Below are 17,104 nucleotides of genomic sequence, written 5' to 3' on the forward strand. Positions count from 1 at the left end.
AGAAAGAATTGGTTGAATACCTCGAATGGTACAATGAAAAGAGAATCAAGGTTAAATTAAAAGGACTGACTCCTTTACAATTTAGGAATCAGTCCTTAAAATCAGCCTAGTTAAAGTGTCCAATAATTGGGGTGCACTTCAGTTCGACCGCTTTCATTCTTCTTACATTCCGATCACAATAAAAAGAATTAGTAAAAGCACAACTCCGATTCCACAGATTGCAAGACCAATATATTCAAAGATTTTTCCCTTATCGTTTCCTGCAGTAACTGTCTTCTTTCCGTTTAAGTAACATAAGAATCCGCTGATAATCATACAAATAGCACCTATCATTTTTACCTCACTTTGGGAATATTCCCATTTTTAATTTTCTTTATTATAAGACGACTTTCAATTGTTTGAAAAGTGTTTAGTATTAGATGCATAAAATGTATACTTGTAGCGTAAGAGTATGAAAAAGGCACTGACAATTTTCTTAAGTTTATTCTGCGTATTTTTTCTAGGCGGACTTAGGCTCAATGACTGGGACTTTGATGGATATACATTTATCTTTTTTCTATTCAGCCTGGGTGGTTCTGTAATAATAACCTTTATGATTTTATTAAAGATGGAAAACGGTAAAATAAATTTTTCATCAGGATCAGTTCCAGACTCCAACTATGAACGGACGGAATACAAAAGAGAGATCCTAGAAGAAAAAGAAATTCATCCCAACTATGAACGGACGGAATACAAGAGAGAAACCCTAGAAGAAAAAGAAATTCAGCTTTCAATTGAAAACTATGACAGGGAATGGTTTGACTATGATGTTTTTACCCGCGACAAGTACAGCATGTCTTTCAGCTTCCATTCTGATAATTTCATGAATACAAAAATTCCTGCAGATTTTACGGTTTCAAAATCATCCTCTGAAAATTGGATGAGTGGCGGGAAGAAAAACTGGTTTTATGTGGAGCTCGATCATAGGGGAGTTGGTCATGGTCACGATGCACCGATCAATGATGCGCTGGACGAATTTTTTTCTTCTAGAAAAGATAAAGGGATAAAGGCTGTCTACGATTGTTCCTATGAGATTACAAATTATAAATCCTTGAAAAATTTGCTGAAAGAAATCTCTGACCTGTCACTAGATCCTGAAATTAACGAAACGTTTCACTTTGATGTGGAAACTTTACCTGACTTCATTTCAAAAACCGTTTCAATGAAGGGAATTCCCAAAAGCCTTAAAGAATATTTTAAAACACACTTAAAAGAAGATATTGAATCCCTTGAAACAAAAGAAGAAAGCAAGAAAGGAAATGTCTGCACCAGTTACATCAGTATGCTTACCATAAAAAATGGCAATGAAAAAATCATGTCATTTAAAAAAGCTTGGGACGGAGGAATAAACTTGTGTTTTCATTGATGCGGATGTTATTTTTCGTGAATTAAAATTTCCGAATACCCGCCGTTGCTCTGTCGTTCAGTAATTTTCCATTCTTCTGAAAGAGGTTTTATGAAAGTTTTTGCATCTGGAAACCTTGCATTGAAAACCGTTTCGTAGATTTTCCCATCCACAAGATTTTTGCTCAAGGCATACTCAAAAAGTTTTGCGCCGCCGATGAGGAACATTTCCTGTCTTGAAAATTTTTCGTCTGAAAAATAATCAATTGCCGATTCCAGGGAGCTGAAAAAAATAAATTGGCCGTCGGTGATTGTGCTGCAGGAAGTTGGTTCACAGTTTCTGTCGATTACAGCATTTATTCTGCCAGGCAAAGGTTTCTTAAAAGTTCTGTATGTGTTGAATCCCATGATCACAATGCCGCCCATGGTCATGCTTTTAAAATGAGCCATGTCATTTTTTGCATCTTCCGAAAGTTCAGGAACATTCGTCCACGGAAGGCTTCCGTCTGAAAGTGAGAATTCTCCGTTGAGTCCGCGGGCAAAAATTGCGTTCAGTTTGCTCATGGTTTTAGAATAGTAAAAAGCTTAAAAAAATACTATCATTAAGATGGTGGGAAAAATGAAAAATAAAATCTATGCATCTTTGTTGGGGCTTGTCTGTTCTTTAACATTTATTTCGTGTGGACAGAAAACTCCTGAAATGACTCTTGAAGAAATCGAAGACTATCGTGCACATGCAGGTCAGCATCTTCTGGAACGTACTCAATATAAACCTTACGGCGGACAGGATTTTGTGGCGGGTAAAGAAGGCGGCATCTGGAACGATTCAATTCTTGCAGATCCAAAAACCTTTAACCATCTCATTGCGGAAAGGGACGGTTCTTCCAGCGCCCTTATGGAAATGATTTCTGAATGGCTTGTGGACTATGATCCTATAAAAAAAGAATGGATTCCAAAAGCTGCTTTTTTTGAAGTAGAGACAGATGAAGAAAAAGGAACTCTTACCGTTCACTATACTTTGCGTGACGAAATGGTCTGGTCCTGGTATGGAAAAAAAGAGACGGTTCCAGTTACAAGCGATGATGTTGTCTTCTGGTACAACGAAATCGAAGGTGACGAAGTTTTCCAGAGTTCTGGTTACGGCGGACAGTTTCTTGAGCTTGAAAACGGAGAGCAGGGACACATTGAATGCGTGAAGGTTGATGAAAAAAGATTCGACTTCATTTTTCCACGCATAGTTGCAGAACCTTTGCTTACGACAAACTGTTCGATTAAGCCTTCGTTTATTTATAAAAAGGCAAAGGAAGAAAATGGAACTGATGGAGTCAAGGATCTTTTCAATGCTTCTGAAAATCCAAGTGAAATTCCTTCTTGCGGCAAATGGCATTTTGCAGAATACAAGCCTGCACAAAGAATAGTCTATAAAAGAAATCCAAATTACTGGGAAAAGGATTCGTCAGGAAATACCTTGCCCTACATGGATACCATGATCTGCCAGATTGTTGGAGACCAGAATACTTCATACCTTCTTTTTAAGCAGGGAAGACTTGAAAGCTACGGGCCTCGTCCTGAAGAAATCGATGAGGTGGTAAATTCCCAGAAGAACGGTTATACGGTCTACAGGGCGGACGGTTCCTTCAGTGCGCCTTTCTGGAGTTTCAATCAGAATCCAAAGAACAAGGATAGCCAGTACTACAAGTGGTTCTGCAAGAAGGAATTCCGCCAGGCAATGAGCTGCCTTTTGAACCGAGAAAGAATCATCCAGCAGACATACCGTGGACTTGCAGATCCATGCTATTCTTTCTTTGCAAAACCAAATGCCTTCTATGATGAGAGCATCAGCCTGAAGTATCGCTACAATGTGGAGCAGGCAAAGGAGCTTCTGGCAAAGGCAGGTATAAGGCAGGATAAAGACGGAATAATGCGTGACTGGGACAATGTTCCTGTTGAATTTGACCTTACTATAAACGCTTCCAGCAGCACTATGAGCGACATAGCCCAGATTATTACTGACGAATGTTCGTTAGTTGGCATAAAAATCAATGTTCGGCAGACTGATTTCCAGAAAATCGTAGAAATGCTTACATCAACTTACGACTGGCAGTCTCTTATTATCGGCCTTACTGGCGGAAGCATTTTCCCATCCCAGGGTAGCAATGTTTGGGTAAGCTACGGAAACCTTCACCTCTGGTATCCCCTTCAGCCAAAACCTGCAACTGATTGGGAAGCAAGGGTCGACTGGCTTTACAACAATGCAAGCTACACCATCGACAAAGTTCAGGCAAAAAAATACTGGGACGAGTATCAGGAAATCATCCTTGAGCAGTGTCCTATCATCTACCTTGTAAGTTCAAGAAGCTTCTATGCAATCCAGAATAAATGGAATCAGGAAAACCTTTATTATGACAACATGTACGGCGCAAGAACGGAATATGTTTTTGCACAGTAATCAGGCGGTATAAAATGAAAATGTTCAGCAAATTAAAATCCACCGTGGTCTACCCATGGACGGTATTCAGAAAAAAAGTTCCCCTCGGTTCCTTCATATTGAGCCGAATCGTTACAATGATTGTCCTTCTGTATCTTCTTGGCTTTGCTCTGTTCGGCCTTATGGAACTTGCTCCTGGAGATATCGTTGACCAGATGATGAGCCAGCAGATCATGACGGAAATGTCTGCGGGAAAAACAAAGCAGTCAGCTCAGGACGCAAAATTTTCAGAAGAGCAGGAACAGAAGCTTCGCGAAGAATTTGGAATCGACAAACCATTCTATGTTCAGTATGGGGCATGGCTTAAGCGCGTTGTAATCCATCACGATTTGGGAACCAGTTTGATTTCGAGGGCCCCTGTAAGCTTCCTTATATCTTCAAGGATATGGAATTCGGTCCTGCTGAATTTGATTTCCCTTGTGTTCATTACGGCTTTTTCCTTTTTGCTTGGCGTTTATTTTTCGTCCAAGGCAGGCACAAGAACGGACATAGCGGCAACTTTCTTTGCATTGTTCTTCCATGCTTTCCCTGGAATTCTTCTTTTGATTTTGCTTCAGCTCTTTGCATCTTTGACTGGGCTTTTCCCTGTAACGGCATATCCTGAATTTCCATTCAGCGAAGCACCGGTGAAATTTACATTCAGCTATATGCACCATATTTTCCTTCCGTTGCTTGCTTCCTTTCTTGGTGGCATCGGTGGAACCATGAGGATGATCCGTTCAACAATGCTTGATCAGATGGGCATGCCTTACATCATGGCTTTGCGTGCCAGGGGAATCAGCGAGCGTCGCGTTTACCTTAACCACGCTTTTAAAAATACATTGAATCCTTACATTACCGGCAGTGCAAATCTTCTTGCGGGACTTTTCAGCGGAAGCCTTATTCTTGAAATCATCTTTGCATATCCTGGAATCGGTCGTCTTATGTATGAGGCGGTTACTCAGCAGGATGTAAATCTTGTTCTTGCAAACAGCATGTTCGTTTCAGCCCTTGTTCTTGCAGGCATGGTCATCTCGGACATTCTTCTTGCGGTTGTGGATCCAAGAATCAGATACGGAGCGAACTAATGAAAAAATTTTTACAGTACATAAAATCCCGACCACTTGCTTTTTCATCATTGGTTTTCATCGGCATCATTTACCTCATAATGATATTTGCAGAATTCATTGCACCTTATCCTGCAACAAAATCCTTTCCGGAAAACACCTTTCATCCAGCAAATCTTCAGCTGACCGCAAGAGGACTTAAGGTTCGTGAATACAGGGTTCTTGAGCCTTCCACCTGGCAGTATGCAAGGGTAAAGGGCCTCGAACATAACTTTCGGTTGTTTGCCAGGGGCAGCGAATACAAGGTACTTGGAATCATAAAAACTAACGTTCATTTGTTTGGTACAAGTGACGGAGAATACCCTGTTTACCTGCTTGGAGCCGACAATCTGGGCCGTGATCTGTTCAGCAGAATCGTTTATGGAAGCCGCATTTCACTAACAATTGGTTTCATAGCAAGTGCCGTTTCCCTTGTCCTTGCCATAATCTTTGGAGGACTTGCAGGATTCTTTGGCGGAAAGACCGACTGGTGCATCATGAGGTTCAGCGAATTTTTTATGCTTATACCAGGGCTCTACCTGATTTTGTTTTTGCGCTCCCTTTTGAATTCAAAGATGGACAGTGGAACATCCTACATGATCATAACAGTCCTTCTTTCTCTTGTTGGTTGGCCAGGCAGTGCAAGAACTTTGCGCGGTATGGTTCACGCAATCAAGAGGGAAGAATTTGTTCAGAATGCAATTCTTGAAGGAATGCCTTCCCTTGTTATTATTTTCCGCCACATCATTCCGCAGATCACAAGCCTCCTTATCGTAAGCACAACCCTTGCCGTTCCAGGCTTCATCATGAGTGAGACAACTTTGTCTTATCTTGGACTCGGTATTGCAGATCCTGCCGTTAGCTGGGGAAGTTTAATCAACCGCGACATTTCAACCCTGAACAATTTAAGAAATTTTCCATGGCTTCTGGTTCCAGTATGGCTTTTGCTTCTGGTGACCCTTGCCTTCAATTTCTTTGGCGATGCATTGCGCGATTTTTATGATCCGTACCACAGCGTTTTCAAAAAGCCTTTCTTCAGATTTAATTTTAGAAAAACGGCTGAGGAAAATATTGCTGCGGAAAAAAATTCTGCATCAGAAAAGAAAGCTTCAGATGAATTCCTTTCCGTTGAAAATCTTCATGTTACCTTTGATCTGTTCCGAGGGAAAAAGAGTATAAAGGTTTTTGCCGTACGTGGCGTAAGCTATAAAATGGACAGGGGAGAGATCCTTGGAATCGTTGGAGAAAGCGGCAGTGGAAAATCTGTTTCTTCAACTGCAATTCCTGGACTCCACGGAGACAATGCGACCGTTGAAGGAAAAATTTTCTTTGAAGGAACTGAAATGACAGCCCTTGATAAAAAACAGCTCCGTCAGTTCCGCGGTAAAAAAATAGGATACATTTTTCAGGAGCCTGGCCGTTCCTTTGATCCGCTGCAGAATGTGGGTTCAGTCTTTGAAGAAACTTTGCGCAATTCAAATCCAGAAATCACAAGGGAAGAATGCGAGGCAAAGACAATCGAACTCCTCAAGGAAGTTGGGCTTCCAAATCCAGAAAAACGCCTTAAGAATTTTCCTCATCAGTTCAGCGGCGGACAGCTTCAGCGCATTTCAATTGCCCTTTCCCTTGCCCAGGACTGCGACCTTTTGATTGCGGACGAACCTACAACTGCCCTTGATGTTACCATTCAGGCACAGATCGTTGAGCTTCTTGCAGATCTTAGGAAAACAAGAAAGCTATCAATTATTTTCATCAGCCACAACATTGATCTTGTTGCATCTTTGTGCGACAGGATTATCGTAATGTACGGCGGTCTCATTATGGAGCAGGGACCTTCAAGGGAAATAATTGAAAACCCAAGGCATCCGTATACAAAGGCGCTTCTTGCTTCAAGTCCAAAATTCGGTACCAGCTACAAGGACAGCGAGCTTCATGCAATTTCCGGAAGGGTAACGGATCCTGCAAACCCTGAACCTGGATGTCCTTTTGCACCAAGATGTTCCCTTGCATCGGAAAAATGTAGGGAACCTGGATACAGCTGCATAAACTGAGTTTGAACCAACAGATAAGGAAACAACTATGGAAAACAAGACAGTAATACAAGTTTGCAATTTAAGGAAACGCTTTGGACTTGATGCAGGATTTTTTGCAAAGGCAGACCAGCATGTCTATGCGGTGAACGATGTTTCCTTTGAGATAAAGAGGGGACAGACCTATGGGCTTGTTGGTGAAAGCGGCTGCGGAAAAACCACTACGGCAAGGCTTCTGATCCGCATGTATGAGGCTGACAGTGGTAATGTAATTTATTACGACGAAGGAAAGATCAAGGATGTCCAGAAGATGAGCAAAAAAGATCTGGCCCTGTTCCGCGAAAAGGTACGCTACGTCTTTCAGGATCCTTCCCGCTCCCTTGATCCTCGGCTTACGGTCTATGACATTTTGACTTCTTCGCTGAAATATTCATCAAAGTGGAAGGGTAAGGAAGATGCTCGTGCAAAGGCTGCCGCAATCCTTGAAGAAACTGGTCTTGATGCAAAGGACCTTGATAGAAAGCCTTCTGAATTCTCAGGCGGTCAGCGCCAGCGCATTTCCATTGCCCGTGGTCTTATCATGGAGCCTGAGGTTTTAATCTGCGATGAAGTTGTAAGCGCACTGGATGTAAGCGTTCAGGCTCAGATTTTGAATCTTTTGCAGGAGCTTCGTGAAAAGCGTGGGCTGTCATTCCTTTTCATTGCCCACGACCTTAAGGTTTCATGCTGGTTCTGCGACACCATCGGCGTAATGTATCGGGGAATGCTTGTGGAGGAAGGTCCTGCAAAAGACATGTACAAGGATGCCCTCCATCCGTATACCCAGGCCCTGTTTGCAGGTGCAGGTGGTCAGTTTGCCGTGGAAAAGAACGGTGAGATGAATACTTTGCTTGAATCACCAAAAGGCTGTCCTTATGCCCACCGCTGTCCAAAGGCAACGGAAAAATGTCGCGAGGAAATCCCCGAATGGAAGGAAGTTTCCGAAGGACATAAAGTAAGGTGCTTTGAGCTTTCTTCGTAGATGATAACGAATTCGAAGCTTGTCTGGTTGCCGTTGGTTTTATGACATGGAGTATTCCGGTTTTTTGTAAAGACGGTCCATTTCTGGTGCGATGTTTACGTCCCATACTTTTTCTTTCCACTCTTCTTTTGGAAAATCCTTGATGGCGACGGATACACTGGATTTGCTGCATCCAAAAGTTGCGGCAATGGCTTCGGCAACCTTGTACGCACATTCCCGTTTTAATTCATCGGATCTTCCAGAATAACATTTGATTTCTACATGTGGCATTTAATTCTCCTTTGCAATTCCAAGTTTTTTTCTTTGGAACTTTTCTAAGTTTACAATCGAATGGATTGTTTCCTTCGCTCGATTGTCCTGTAATGAAAATCATCGCAGTGTCAGTCATTACATTTCATAAAGGTATTCTCTGCGTTCTTCGTTGGAACTTTTGTTTCTTCTTCCGCCTGATTCGCTTACCCGGTGCATTCCAAGTTTTTCCATTGTCCTGTACGACGGAACATTTTCCGCGTCGCAGTGGGCTATGAATTTTTTTACCTTTAGTTCCTCTCTTGCAAACTGGATGATTTTTGTTGCGGCTTCCGTTGCAATTCCCTTTCTCTGGAAATCCCTGTGTATGATCCATCCAAGTTCGGCGCTGCTATTTTCCAGAAGATCAAGGCTTATCCCGCCTGCATGCTTCCCATCGTATAGGATTGCAAATTCAAAGCTTGTCTGGTTGTCGCAGGCCCATTGTTCCTGGCATCTGAGGATGAAAGCTTCCGTTTCTTTTAAACTATCGTTCGGTAGGAACATCATGAATTTAGTGTTTTCAATGTCACCCGCATAGCTGTGGGTTGATTCAAGGTATTTTAGTTCAATTGGAACTAACGTTAGTCTGTCTGTTTTCAACTGGATATGCATTTGTTACATCCTCCGCTATTTGTTTATGAACCAAAGTCCAAAGAGGCAGATTGCTACACTAAAGACTTTGCGCAAGTTTACAACTTCATGATAAAAAAGTGCGCGAACTACAGTTGCCTAGTTTGCATATCCAAATTCATGGATCAGATTTTTGTCTTTTGCAGAAATGAAATATGCAATGATGCAGAATATGGTTGAAACTGCATAGGTTACTGCCATTGATGCAAAGGTGTTCATCTGCTGGAAAATCCTTTTGCGCATATTTGATAGACGATATTTGACAGCACTATTATTGCAAGTGGCCAGATGTAATTGAACATTTTTTCCTCCGTAGAAACTTATTTCATCTTTCAGGACCCGTCTGTTTTGATTCCGAGATTTTTTTCCTTGTTCCAGAAAGCCCTTTTAAGCATCTGGAATTCATCTTCGCTTTTGCATAGGGCACGGGCTTCTTCTTCCTTTATGCTGGAACGGGAAAGAACGTCATGAATTTTATCACAGCAGAAATCTTTGCAGACCTCGCATTTTTCAACACCTTTTTCCTTTGTGCATGGCAGAATCATGAAGCTGCACTTTTCATGGCACCCACAGCCGGAACATTTGATTTCCTCGTTGCTTAATACCCTGTCCCTCCAGCCGATCCTGTGCCAGAATAGAGCAGTCTCATGCAATTCCTCGTCAGTTTTCGCAACATGACGTGGACATACGGCGCAGTCATCTCCACAGACGGAATAAACGGGAACTGCCTTTTTTAATTCTTCCAGTTTTTCAATGTACCATTTCATCACTTGCTCCTCATCATGCTTTACCTGTTTATCTTAACCTGCATAGTATTTTTCTCGATAAATATAAATCTAATTTTCTTCAAGAATTTTCAGGCCTTCAAAAATGTCCTGTCCCAAGATTTCCTGAGTTTTTGAAAATTCATATTTGGCATGAAGCCGTTCCTGCAATTTCAGGAATTCTTTCTTGCCGTATTTTCTGATGTAAAGTGCCTGGGCCTTTGCCGCATTTGCGCCGTCACATTCAGGAGTATAAAATCCCTTGGTGCAGGATTCAATTTCCGGACATTCCCAGCAGCCGTCAAAACCATTTTCCTTGCAGCATTTTGTGTTGGGGCAGATTCCATCTGGTGAACAGGTTGCAAAAGAACAGGTGTTGTATTCCGTCCTGCATGAACCGCACCACTGTGAAAGGAAACAATGGTTGCATGAAAAACCGCAGTAGGCGATTGGATCAACTCCTTTGCGGGATCTTTTGCATAGTTCATTTTTTATGCGGCGCATGGCCTCCACGTGCATGATCCAGTGCCGGCTGAAAGGCATTTTCAAAAGACTCTTTACGTCTTTACCGCACCAGTAGTCAATGAGCCAGACTGCATTTTCGTCTGTGCTGACACCACCACATTCTGCAACACGATTGCGGTCTTCTTCAATAAACTTGTTCTTTAACATGGAGTAATCCACTGACTGCAAAAATTCATTCGTGGAATCCATGACAGCCTTTGCGTATTCGTACAAGGATTTTACATCAAGCTTTTGTGAAAACTCAGCAATCTTCTGGCCGGCAAGTTCATTTCCGGTGGTGATTATGTCAGCTCCAGTTTTCTTCTGCCAGTTTCCTCGTTCCAGAATCTGTTTGTCCTGTAAAATTAAAGTGTGGCAAACTATGTCTTCGATTCTGAAAATATGCCAGATTGAATAAGCCAAAGTCTTGCTGTGATAGCCTCCGGCACCGGCAAAAGGCATTTCATAGAAAGCCTTTTCAGGATAACCGTTTACAATCTGGGTAATCTGCTCAAAAACGGAAGCACGAAGTTCAAGCAGCATTTTAATTCCGTCTTTGAAAGTTGCTTCTTTGGAAATCAGCTTCTGAAATACCTTGTTCTTCTCTGACCATTCTTTGTCCATAAAATTAACCTCTGAGATTTTCCAATGCTTCTTTGTTGTTTCCGATAATCATTTTGACTTTCCCGCAAGTCATCAATTCGCCGCAGTTTCCGCAGGTTTCAAATTTCTTTGACAAACCGCACTGACGGATTTCACACATTGAATCACAGAAAGGACTTTTGACACCCTCAACACGACACCCGGCACAGTTAATCATTTCAGGCGTAATTTCCACATGATTCAGTTCTGTCCATTCTGCTGCAACTTTTTTTCTAAGTTCATTGTCATTATTCAAAGTTGCAATGCGGGCATCACACTTTTCACAATCCAGACCACAGTAAGCAATAAATTCTTTCATTCTATTCTTCTCCTCTTGAAATTAAATAATTATTTATCCTTTGTTCTAGGGACAGGCAGTTCGTCATACATGGCTTTAAAAAGCTCTGTAAGAAACTCCCTGCTGTCAACGTTGTCCACAAGAAGCATTTCCTTTGCTCCGTCATAAGGGATTTCAAAACTTGAATCTGGCATAAGACGACGTGCAGACTCAACACTCTTCACAAGAAAACGGTCGTCGTAGATTCCGCCTGCAATCTTTCCTCTATAGTAAATGATAAACTCACCCATCATCTGCCTGTAAGAAATTTCTTCAAGGCAAGAAAGCTGTTCCAAAATATATTCAAGATATTCTTTGCTCGATGCCATTACTGTAAAGATCCTCTATGAATAAAAGAAAGTATAAAAATCGTATTCACCTGTTTTCCAACCGTTCGCCTCATAAAACTTTTTTGCAGACTCATTTGATTTGTCAGTAACAAGAATGAATCCCTTTGCCTTGTCTCTAAAATATTCCTTTCAGGCGGTCCACCCATTCCGGAACTGTGGCATCTTTCTTGTCATAGACCGGATAATATGGTTTTATGTCCAGCACCATTGTTCCGTACATAGCCGATGGGCTGCATGATTATTTCTTTCATTGTTTAGATTGCTCCCTGTTCTTCCTATAGCGTTTCTTTTTTACGGCAAAAATAAATTGCTTCAAGGTATGGTTCAATCTGAACAAAAGACATTCCCATAAGTGAAAGATAAATTTCTCCCGTTTCTTTTGCGGCAGGATTGTTTTCCGTCAGCAGAACGTAGGTTCGTGCCACATCGTATTCCTTTGGTCCAAGACAGACATTCATGAAATCAATCAGGTAAAATTTATTTTCTGGTGTCCGGATAATGTTTCCCGGATGCAGATCACCATGACAGATATTTTTTCCATCAGGCAGCTGGTCAGCTTTTTCAAATCCAAAATAGCGAAGAAAATCTTTGTAGGAAATTCCGTCTGTGGATTCTGAAGACAAAAGTTCTTTTTGAAGCTTGGATAGATTTTCAATTATTTCTGCAGCAAGATTTTTGTCTTCCGGATTCTTAAGGAATTCAGACATTAAATCCACACCAGTAATTTTTTCAAAGATGATTCCATGGCGGCCATCAAGCTGAATGATTTCGTATGCCTTTGGTGTATTAATGGAAGCCGTGTTCATCAATAGTGTGTTTTCAAATTCCCGCTTGATGCTGTCCAGAGGATATCCGTCCTTGAACAGCTTGCAGACTTTTCCTTCATCATATTCAAAAACTTCTGCCGTATTTCCAGTTGCCATCAGTTTCATTTTTTCTTTTCCATTTGTTTATTTTCTGTCACTGTCATTCGTATTCAATTCTGAACCGACATTCATTTCCGTCGGAAAGAACATTCTTCATGCATTTTACAGATCCTTTTCTGTGTAGGGCTTGTTCCATGAACCTATTTCAATGAGGTTGCCTTCAGGGTCGGCGATGTAGCAGGTACGCTGTCCCCAGGGTTCAAGTTCAGGTTCCAGTACGGGAGTCGCGCCGTTCTTCACGGCCTTTTCAAATGCGGAATCTACTTCCTCGAAGGTGTCGACATAAAGTGCCATTTCGGAATGACCGTTCAGTCCCTTTACATAATCATACCTTCTGCCCGTCATTTTTTCAAAATCTTTTCTTCCGTAGAGAAGAAACAAAGTTCCGTCTTTTACAAGATAGACATTGGTCGTGTTTTCATCTTCCTTGATTTCAAAACCAAGGACATCTTTGTAAAATCTGATCATCTTTGCCATGTCCTCAACAAGCAATCCGAATCCATCTAAATGCATATACACCTCATATTTCCTTAAGTTCGTTCCCCAGCTTTCTTAGTTCCGTAACGGACGCTTCAATGGTTTCTTCCTTTGCTGCAAGTTCTACAACTTTTAAAAGCCGCATGTAACAATTTTCAGGCTTCTTTTTGAATTCTGCAATGGCTTTTTCCGTGCGCTTTCGGCTTGGAAAGTAGCAGTCGTTTTTTGCGTAAAGGGCCTGCAGAAAGTGGTCAAGGAATTCTTCCACAACCTGATGATAGAACAGAACTTCGTGACGCAGCTCGGCACGTCCAAGGTCTTCTTCGTCAATCATTTTCCAGCATTCGGATTGGTACCATTTCTGGAACAAAGATTCCGGATGTGATTTTGCAAGAGCCACAATATTTGACCAGGTTTCATTTCTTTCAAAAAGAATATTGATGGACTCGATGCTTGCAAGGCGGCCAATGGGATAAAAGCGTCCTTCCTTTTCAAGATGCTTTCCGTCAAGGACTTCTTCAAGATAGCCCTGCATTTCCTCAACCGTAAAATACATGGGCATTACGTCGATTCCGCCGCACATGAAGATGTCGCCGTATCCCCAGATTCCTCCGCCGCAGACTTCCATCTGAAGGCTTTCATATTCTGCGGAAAACTTTCTGTACATTTCTTCCCGTTCAGTTTTCGAAGGAACATCTGTACAAAGCACGAACATGTCGATGTCGCTTTTGCCCGGAATCAGCGGCGCGTTCATGTCTCCCGTCTGTCCGATTCCCAGAATCCTTTCATCATCTGAAAGAAATTCCACAAGTCTATTTTTAAAATCATTTGCATTCATATCCATTTATTTTTACCAGATATTTTTATGAATTCTTGATTCTACAGAAATTTCTTTCTGTCTGATCATTTTTGCATTTGCCGCCGCCTTGCCCATTCCAATGAAACACGGCATAAGATAATCCTCTGGGAATCCAAGAACTTTTCTTGCATGTTCGCCTTCATTACCAAGAGGAATCCTCAAGTTGCATGCATAACCTTCCTCATGTGGTCATTTGTAGGAGCTTTAAATCCTGCTCCGATTATTTTCTTAACCACACCGTCTGGAATCCTGACATTCTCAAAATCCCTGATTGTCCTTCTTCTTTCTATCGCTTCAAAAAATTCCATAACTTTCCCTTTCATTTTATGCTTCATGTGCGGTCAAACCTGCTGGTTGTTCCCAAAACAGTTGAACCATGCACGTTCATCAAAGGCTTTCTTCTTAGGCAACTTGACATCTTCTTCTGCAACACCCACCGGAAGAAAGCACACCAGCTCATAGCCCTGTGGCACTTTCAGGATTTTTTCCATCCTGTGGTTTATGCCGTCGTCGTCCGTGATGTGGCCCTCGTACCAGCAGCTTTCGTAACCAAGTTCAACAATGGCAAGAAGCATGTTTTCAATGGCGGCCGAATAATCCTGCACGGCAAAACATTTGTCCCGGTAGGCATTGATGCGCTGGGTCAGAACACATATTGCCGCAGGTGCAGTTTCCCCCACCGGAGGATCAATGACGCTTTTGAGTTCATCAAGAACTTTCTTGTCATCAACTGCAATAAAGGATGTGGTCTGTCTGTTGCAGCCAGAAGGTGCACTGATGCCAGCCTGAATTATCTTAATCAGGTCACTTCTTGGAACCGCAATATCCTTGTATTTTCCCCTGTAACTGCGCCTCGAATTTATTGCATCCAGTGTATTCATTTTTTTTCCTATCCCAATTCTTTGATTTCTTTTCCTATTCCACCACAAAATCAGTCCATTCAACTTTGCTGAACTGCATCACGTCCTTTGATTTTTCCATTCCGATTTTTTCATAAAAAGAAACAGCCTTGTCATTGGCAATCAGATACACCGCAATGTCTTTTTCTCCTCCGGCAATTTCATGTGCCATTTTCATCAGCGTGCGGCCAATGCCTTGTTTTTCGTAAGCCCTGTCCACGCCAAGGTCGGTCACATAAAGCCAGTAGGCAAAATCCGTAAGACCAAAGAGAACTCCAACAATTTTTTTTCCGTCTTTTGCAACAAGACTGATTGAAACATTTTTTACAAGCCGTTCAATGCGTTCCCGGAATCTTTCCTTTGGATACTGCGAGCCAAGATCGGTGTGCTTTAGAAAATCAATGTAGGAATCAACACTAAGTCTTTCTTCTCTGTAGGTGATCATTTCTATTTTCTCCTAAACCGTAATTTCAATCTGGTTTCCTTCTGAATCAAGGATGCAGCTTTCGTAGTAACCGTCACCTGTTGTTCTTGGTCCGCTTGCAACCTGGAATCCGTCTGCCCTTAATCTTTCTGTCAGTGAATCAACTTTTTCCTTTGAGCCAACACTGAGTGCAAGATGAATGAATCCTGACCTCCGCAATTGTTTTTCTTCACCGCAAATATCAGGATGATTCATAATCTCAAGCCGTGCGCCGTCGTCGAAAGTCAGGAAGTATGAACGGAATTTTTTTGCCTCATTGTGGTAGCCCTCGTTTGATTTTGCTCCAAAATATTCCACAAAAAAATCTCTGGCTCTTTCAAGATCCTTAACATACATTGCAACGTGTTCGATTTTCATTTTCACTTTTTGAAACATATTCCTAAAGTTCGTTATACTTGCTCATATTTTATTTCTCGATAAGTGCAAGTTTTGCTGCTTCTTCCGGATGAATGATTGCCGTGTCAAAAACCGGCAGTGGAGAATTGTCTTTGTTTATGAGCATTCCGATTTCCGTACAGCCAAGAACAACACATTCTGCACCCTGTTCCTTAAGATGCGAAATTACATCAAGGTAATACTTTCGGGATTCTTCTTTGACTATCCCAAGGCAAAGTTCCTTGAATATAATTTCATCAATCTTTTTCATTTCTTCATCATCAGGAATGATTACATTCAGGGAATTACTGGTGAACTTTTTTCGCATAAAATCTTTCTGCATCGTAAAGCGTGTTCCAAGCAAGGCGGCTTTTTTTATTCCGGCTGATTTAAGAACCTTCGCAGTTACATCACCGATGTGAATCATTGGAATGGAAACTCTCTTTTGAATTTCATCACTTACAATGTGAAGTGTATTTGTTGCAAGAAGAATGAAATCAGCGCCACCTTTTTCAAGACGAACTGCAGCATCCCCAAGAATTTCTGCAACTTCATTCCATTCTTCTTTTGCCATGTGCATTTCGACTTCTGCAAAATTCACGCTGTACAGAAGAATCTTTCCTGAAGAAAGTCCGCCAAGAGTTTCCTTGATTTTTTCATTTATAATCTGGTAGTAGGTTACGGTGCTTTCCCAGCTTGTCCCGCCGATAATTCCTATGGTTTTCATAAATTCTCCTAAAGTTCATCATGCCATGAATTTAATGACAAATGCTCACTGCGCAAAACGCAGAAGATATCCGTCGGGATCCTGAATAAGGAATTCCTTCTGGATAATTTCATTGTTTCCTTCGCGGTAGCAGCTTGTTTCCATGTCGGCAAATAGTTTTATGCCCGCCGCTTTTACACGATTGTAGACCGCTTCCACATCTGAAACACCGATTTCAAAATTTATTCCGCGGCCAAAAGGATATTCAAGTTTTCCTGTATTCCAATAGCCGTTGATTTGTTCAAGCATGATCTGGTTTCCTTCGTATGAAACAAAAATAAATTTTTTCTCAGGTCGTTCATATTCGATTTTGAATCCAAGAACATCACAGTAAAAATGTCTTGTCTTTTCAATGTCCGTAACGGACAGTTCAGGTATCAGTGAATTGAATTTCATTTTTTTCCTCGCTTATAAATTCCTATAATCCCTCATGATGATTTTTTACCATCGGACAAATTAATTCCATTTCCACCGTATATTTCGATGGATTCAAACTCATCTTCCCAAATCTTTATGTGCCGTAATGATGGTATAACTGAAAGAATTCACAGTTATGATGATTCCGTCTGTTTTGCAATACCAGTTCTTACCCTGCCTTGAAATATGGCAGTCAGTTGAAAGAATTTTTTTGCGGCAGTATTCCACTACATCGTCTTCAGTGATTCCCAGATTTTTTCTGATGCGGTCCACTCCCATTTCTGTAGTATGGACTTTATCGATGTTGGCCAGAAGATCCGTATTGGTTTTAGTTGCTTGATGACATTGGTATTCCATTTCTTTTCCTTATTCACTT

General features: G+C 41.5%; 26 protein-coding genes. 6 read left to right on the forward strand and 20 right to left on the reverse strand.

What is annotated here, in order from left to right:
- The coding region (locus ACKI39_RS00560; RefSeq protein ID WP_407396682.1) for an IS3 family transposase at positions 1–110 on the forward strand (110 nt) is incomplete at its 5' end.
- 52 nt (positions 111–162) lie between these two features.
- On the opposite strand, the gene ACKI39_RS00565 is transcribed toward ACKI39_RS00560, so the two are convergent.
- Positions 163–315: a hypothetical protein gene (locus ACKI39_RS00565; protein WP_407396593.1), complete on the reverse strand. Its 153-nt coding sequence runs from the start codon at positions 313–315 to the stop codon at positions 163–165.
- 277 nt (positions 316–592) lie between these two features.
- Between ACKI39_RS00565 and ACKI39_RS00570 the strand changes: the two genes are divergently transcribed.
- Entirely contained in the window at positions 593–1,405 is an 813-nt protein-coding gene (locus tag ACKI39_RS00570) for a hypothetical protein (RefSeq protein ID WP_407396595.1), read from the forward strand.
- An 8-nt stretch (positions 1,406–1,413) separates the two neighbouring features.
- On the opposite strand, the gene ACKI39_RS00575 is transcribed toward ACKI39_RS00570, so the two are convergent.
- Entirely contained in the window at positions 1,414–1,947 is a 534-nt protein-coding gene (locus ACKI39_RS00575) for a dihydrofolate reductase (RefSeq protein ID WP_407396597.1), read from the reverse strand.
- A 55-nt stretch (positions 1,948–2,002) separates the two neighbouring features.
- Between ACKI39_RS00575 and ACKI39_RS00580 the strand changes: the two genes are divergently transcribed.
- From ACKI39_RS00580 to ACKI39_RS00595, 4 genes are read left to right on the forward strand one after another with little or no spacing between them, the layout of a single operon-like run.
- Positions 2,003–3,832, forward strand: a complete 1,830-nt coding sequence (locus tag ACKI39_RS00580) for an ABC transporter substrate-binding protein (RefSeq protein ID WP_407396599.1) — start codon at positions 2,003–2,005, stop codon at positions 3,830–3,832.
- Between the two features lie 20 nt (positions 3,833–3,852).
- Positions 3,853–4,938, forward strand: a complete 1,086-nt coding sequence (locus ACKI39_RS00585; protein WP_407396601.1) for an ABC transporter permease — start codon at positions 3,853–3,855, stop codon at positions 4,936–4,938.
- On the forward strand, positions 4,938–7,007 hold the full coding sequence (locus ACKI39_RS00590) for a dipeptide/oligopeptide/nickel ABC transporter permease/ATP-binding protein (RefSeq protein ID WP_407396603.1): 2,070 nt from the start codon (positions 4,938–4,940) through the stop codon (positions 7,005–7,007). The genes ACKI39_RS00585 and ACKI39_RS00590 overlap by 1 nt, the downstream gene beginning before the upstream one ends.
- Positions 7,008–7,035: 28 nt before the next feature.
- On the forward strand, positions 7,036–8,007 hold the full coding sequence (locus ACKI39_RS00595) for an oligopeptide/dipeptide ABC transporter ATP-binding protein (RefSeq protein WP_407396604.1): 972 nt from the start codon (positions 7,036–7,038) through the stop codon (positions 8,005–8,007).
- A 39-nt stretch (positions 8,008–8,046) separates the two neighbouring features.
- On the opposite strand, the gene ACKI39_RS00600 is transcribed toward ACKI39_RS00595, so the two are convergent.
- From ACKI39_RS00600 to ACKI39_RS00685, 18 genes are all read right to left on the reverse strand, one after another.
- A complete protein-coding gene (locus tag ACKI39_RS00600; RefSeq protein ID WP_407396606.1) occupies positions 8,047–8,277 on the reverse strand; it encodes a tautomerase family protein in 231 nt (76 codons plus the stop codon).
- 117 nt (positions 8,278–8,394) lie between these two features.
- Positions 8,395–8,910, reverse strand: coding sequence for a GNAT family N-acetyltransferase (locus ACKI39_RS00605; RefSeq protein ID WP_407396608.1), 516 nt, complete (start codon positions 8,908–8,910; stop codon positions 8,395–8,397).
- 117 nt (positions 8,911–9,027) lie between these two features.
- Complete coding sequence (locus ACKI39_RS00610) at positions 9,028–9,171, reverse strand: hypothetical protein (RefSeq protein WP_407396610.1); 144 nt, start codon at positions 9,169–9,171, stop codon at positions 9,028–9,030.
- A gap of 89 nt (positions 9,172–9,260) precedes the next feature.
- Positions 9,261–9,695, reverse strand: coding sequence for a DUF3795 domain-containing protein (locus ACKI39_RS00615; protein ID WP_407396612.1), 435 nt, complete (start codon positions 9,693–9,695; stop codon positions 9,261–9,263).
- A gap of 69 nt (positions 9,696–9,764) precedes the next feature.
- A complete protein-coding gene (locus ACKI39_RS00620) occupies positions 9,765–10,820 on the reverse strand; it encodes a DUF3795 domain-containing protein (RefSeq protein WP_407396614.1) in 1,056 nt (351 codons plus the stop codon).
- Positions 10,821–10,824: 4 nt separating this feature from the next.
- On the reverse strand, positions 10,825–11,157 hold the full coding sequence (locus ACKI39_RS00625) for a DUF3795 domain-containing protein (protein WP_407396616.1): 333 nt from the start codon (positions 11,155–11,157) through the stop codon (positions 10,825–10,827).
- 29 nt (positions 11,158–11,186) lie between these two features.
- Positions 11,187–11,504 (reverse strand): TfoX/Sxy family protein, encoded by a 318-nt coding sequence (locus tag ACKI39_RS00630; protein ID WP_407396618.1) that lies wholly within the window; start codon positions 11,502–11,504, stop codon positions 11,187–11,189.
- Positions 11,505–11,800: 296 nt separating this feature from the next.
- Positions 11,801–12,457 carry a phosphotransferase gene (locus ACKI39_RS00635; protein ID WP_407396620.1) on the reverse strand — a complete coding sequence of 219 codons (657 nt, stop codon included), beginning with the start codon at positions 12,455–12,457 and terminating at the stop codon, positions 11,801–11,803.
- Positions 12,458–12,553: 96 nt separating this feature from the next.
- Complete coding sequence (locus tag ACKI39_RS00640; RefSeq protein ID WP_407396622.1) at positions 12,554–12,964, reverse strand: VOC family protein; 411 nt, start codon at positions 12,962–12,964, stop codon at positions 12,554–12,556.
- 7 nt (positions 12,965–12,971) lie between these two features.
- Positions 12,972–13,766 carry a hypothetical protein gene (locus ACKI39_RS00645; RefSeq protein ID WP_407396624.1) on the reverse strand — a complete coding sequence of 265 codons (795 nt, stop codon included), beginning with the start codon at positions 13,764–13,766 and terminating at the stop codon, positions 12,972–12,974.
- 12 nt (positions 13,767–13,778) lie between these two features.
- A complete protein-coding gene (locus ACKI39_RS00650) occupies positions 13,779–13,949 on the reverse strand; it encodes a hypothetical protein (protein WP_407396626.1) in 171 nt (56 codons plus the stop codon).
- Entirely contained in the window at positions 13,946–14,095 is a 150-nt protein-coding gene (locus ACKI39_RS00655) for a nitroreductase family protein (RefSeq protein WP_407396628.1), read from the reverse strand. The genes ACKI39_RS00650 and ACKI39_RS00655 overlap by 4 nt, the downstream gene beginning before the upstream one ends.
- 33 nt (positions 14,096–14,128) lie before the next feature.
- On the reverse strand, positions 14,129–14,668 hold the full coding sequence (locus tag ACKI39_RS00660; protein ID WP_407396630.1) for a nitroreductase family protein: 540 nt from the start codon (positions 14,666–14,668) through the stop codon (positions 14,129–14,131).
- Between the two features lie 34 nt (positions 14,669–14,702).
- Positions 14,703–15,131: a GNAT family N-acetyltransferase gene (locus ACKI39_RS00665; protein WP_407396632.1), complete on the reverse strand. Its 429-nt coding sequence runs from the start codon at positions 15,129–15,131 to the stop codon at positions 14,703–14,705.
- 12 nt (positions 15,132–15,143) lie between these two features.
- Complete coding sequence (locus ACKI39_RS00670; RefSeq protein ID WP_407396634.1) at positions 15,144–15,527, reverse strand: VOC family protein; 384 nt, start codon at positions 15,525–15,527, stop codon at positions 15,144–15,146.
- A 49-nt stretch (positions 15,528–15,576) separates the two neighbouring features.
- Entirely contained in the window at positions 15,577–16,272 is a 696-nt protein-coding gene (locus tag ACKI39_RS00675; protein WP_407396636.1) for an aspartate/glutamate racemase family protein, read from the reverse strand.
- Positions 16,273–16,317: 45 nt separating this feature from the next.
- Complete coding sequence (locus ACKI39_RS00680; protein WP_407396638.1) at positions 16,318–16,707, reverse strand: bleomycin resistance protein; 390 nt, start codon at positions 16,705–16,707, stop codon at positions 16,318–16,320.
- A 99-nt stretch (positions 16,708–16,806) separates the two neighbouring features.
- The gene (locus ACKI39_RS00685; RefSeq protein ID WP_407396640.1) at positions 16,807–17,085 is read right to left on the reverse strand and encodes a DUF3781 domain-containing protein; all 279 of its coding nucleotides are present in this window, start codon (positions 17,083–17,085) and stop codon (positions 16,807–16,809) included.
- Positions 17,086–17,104: the final 19 nt, after the last annotated feature.

Source organism: Treponema sp., from assembly GCF_045641405.1.
Classification (GTDB): Bacteria; Spirochaetota; Spirochaetia; order Treponematales; family Treponemataceae; genus Treponema_D.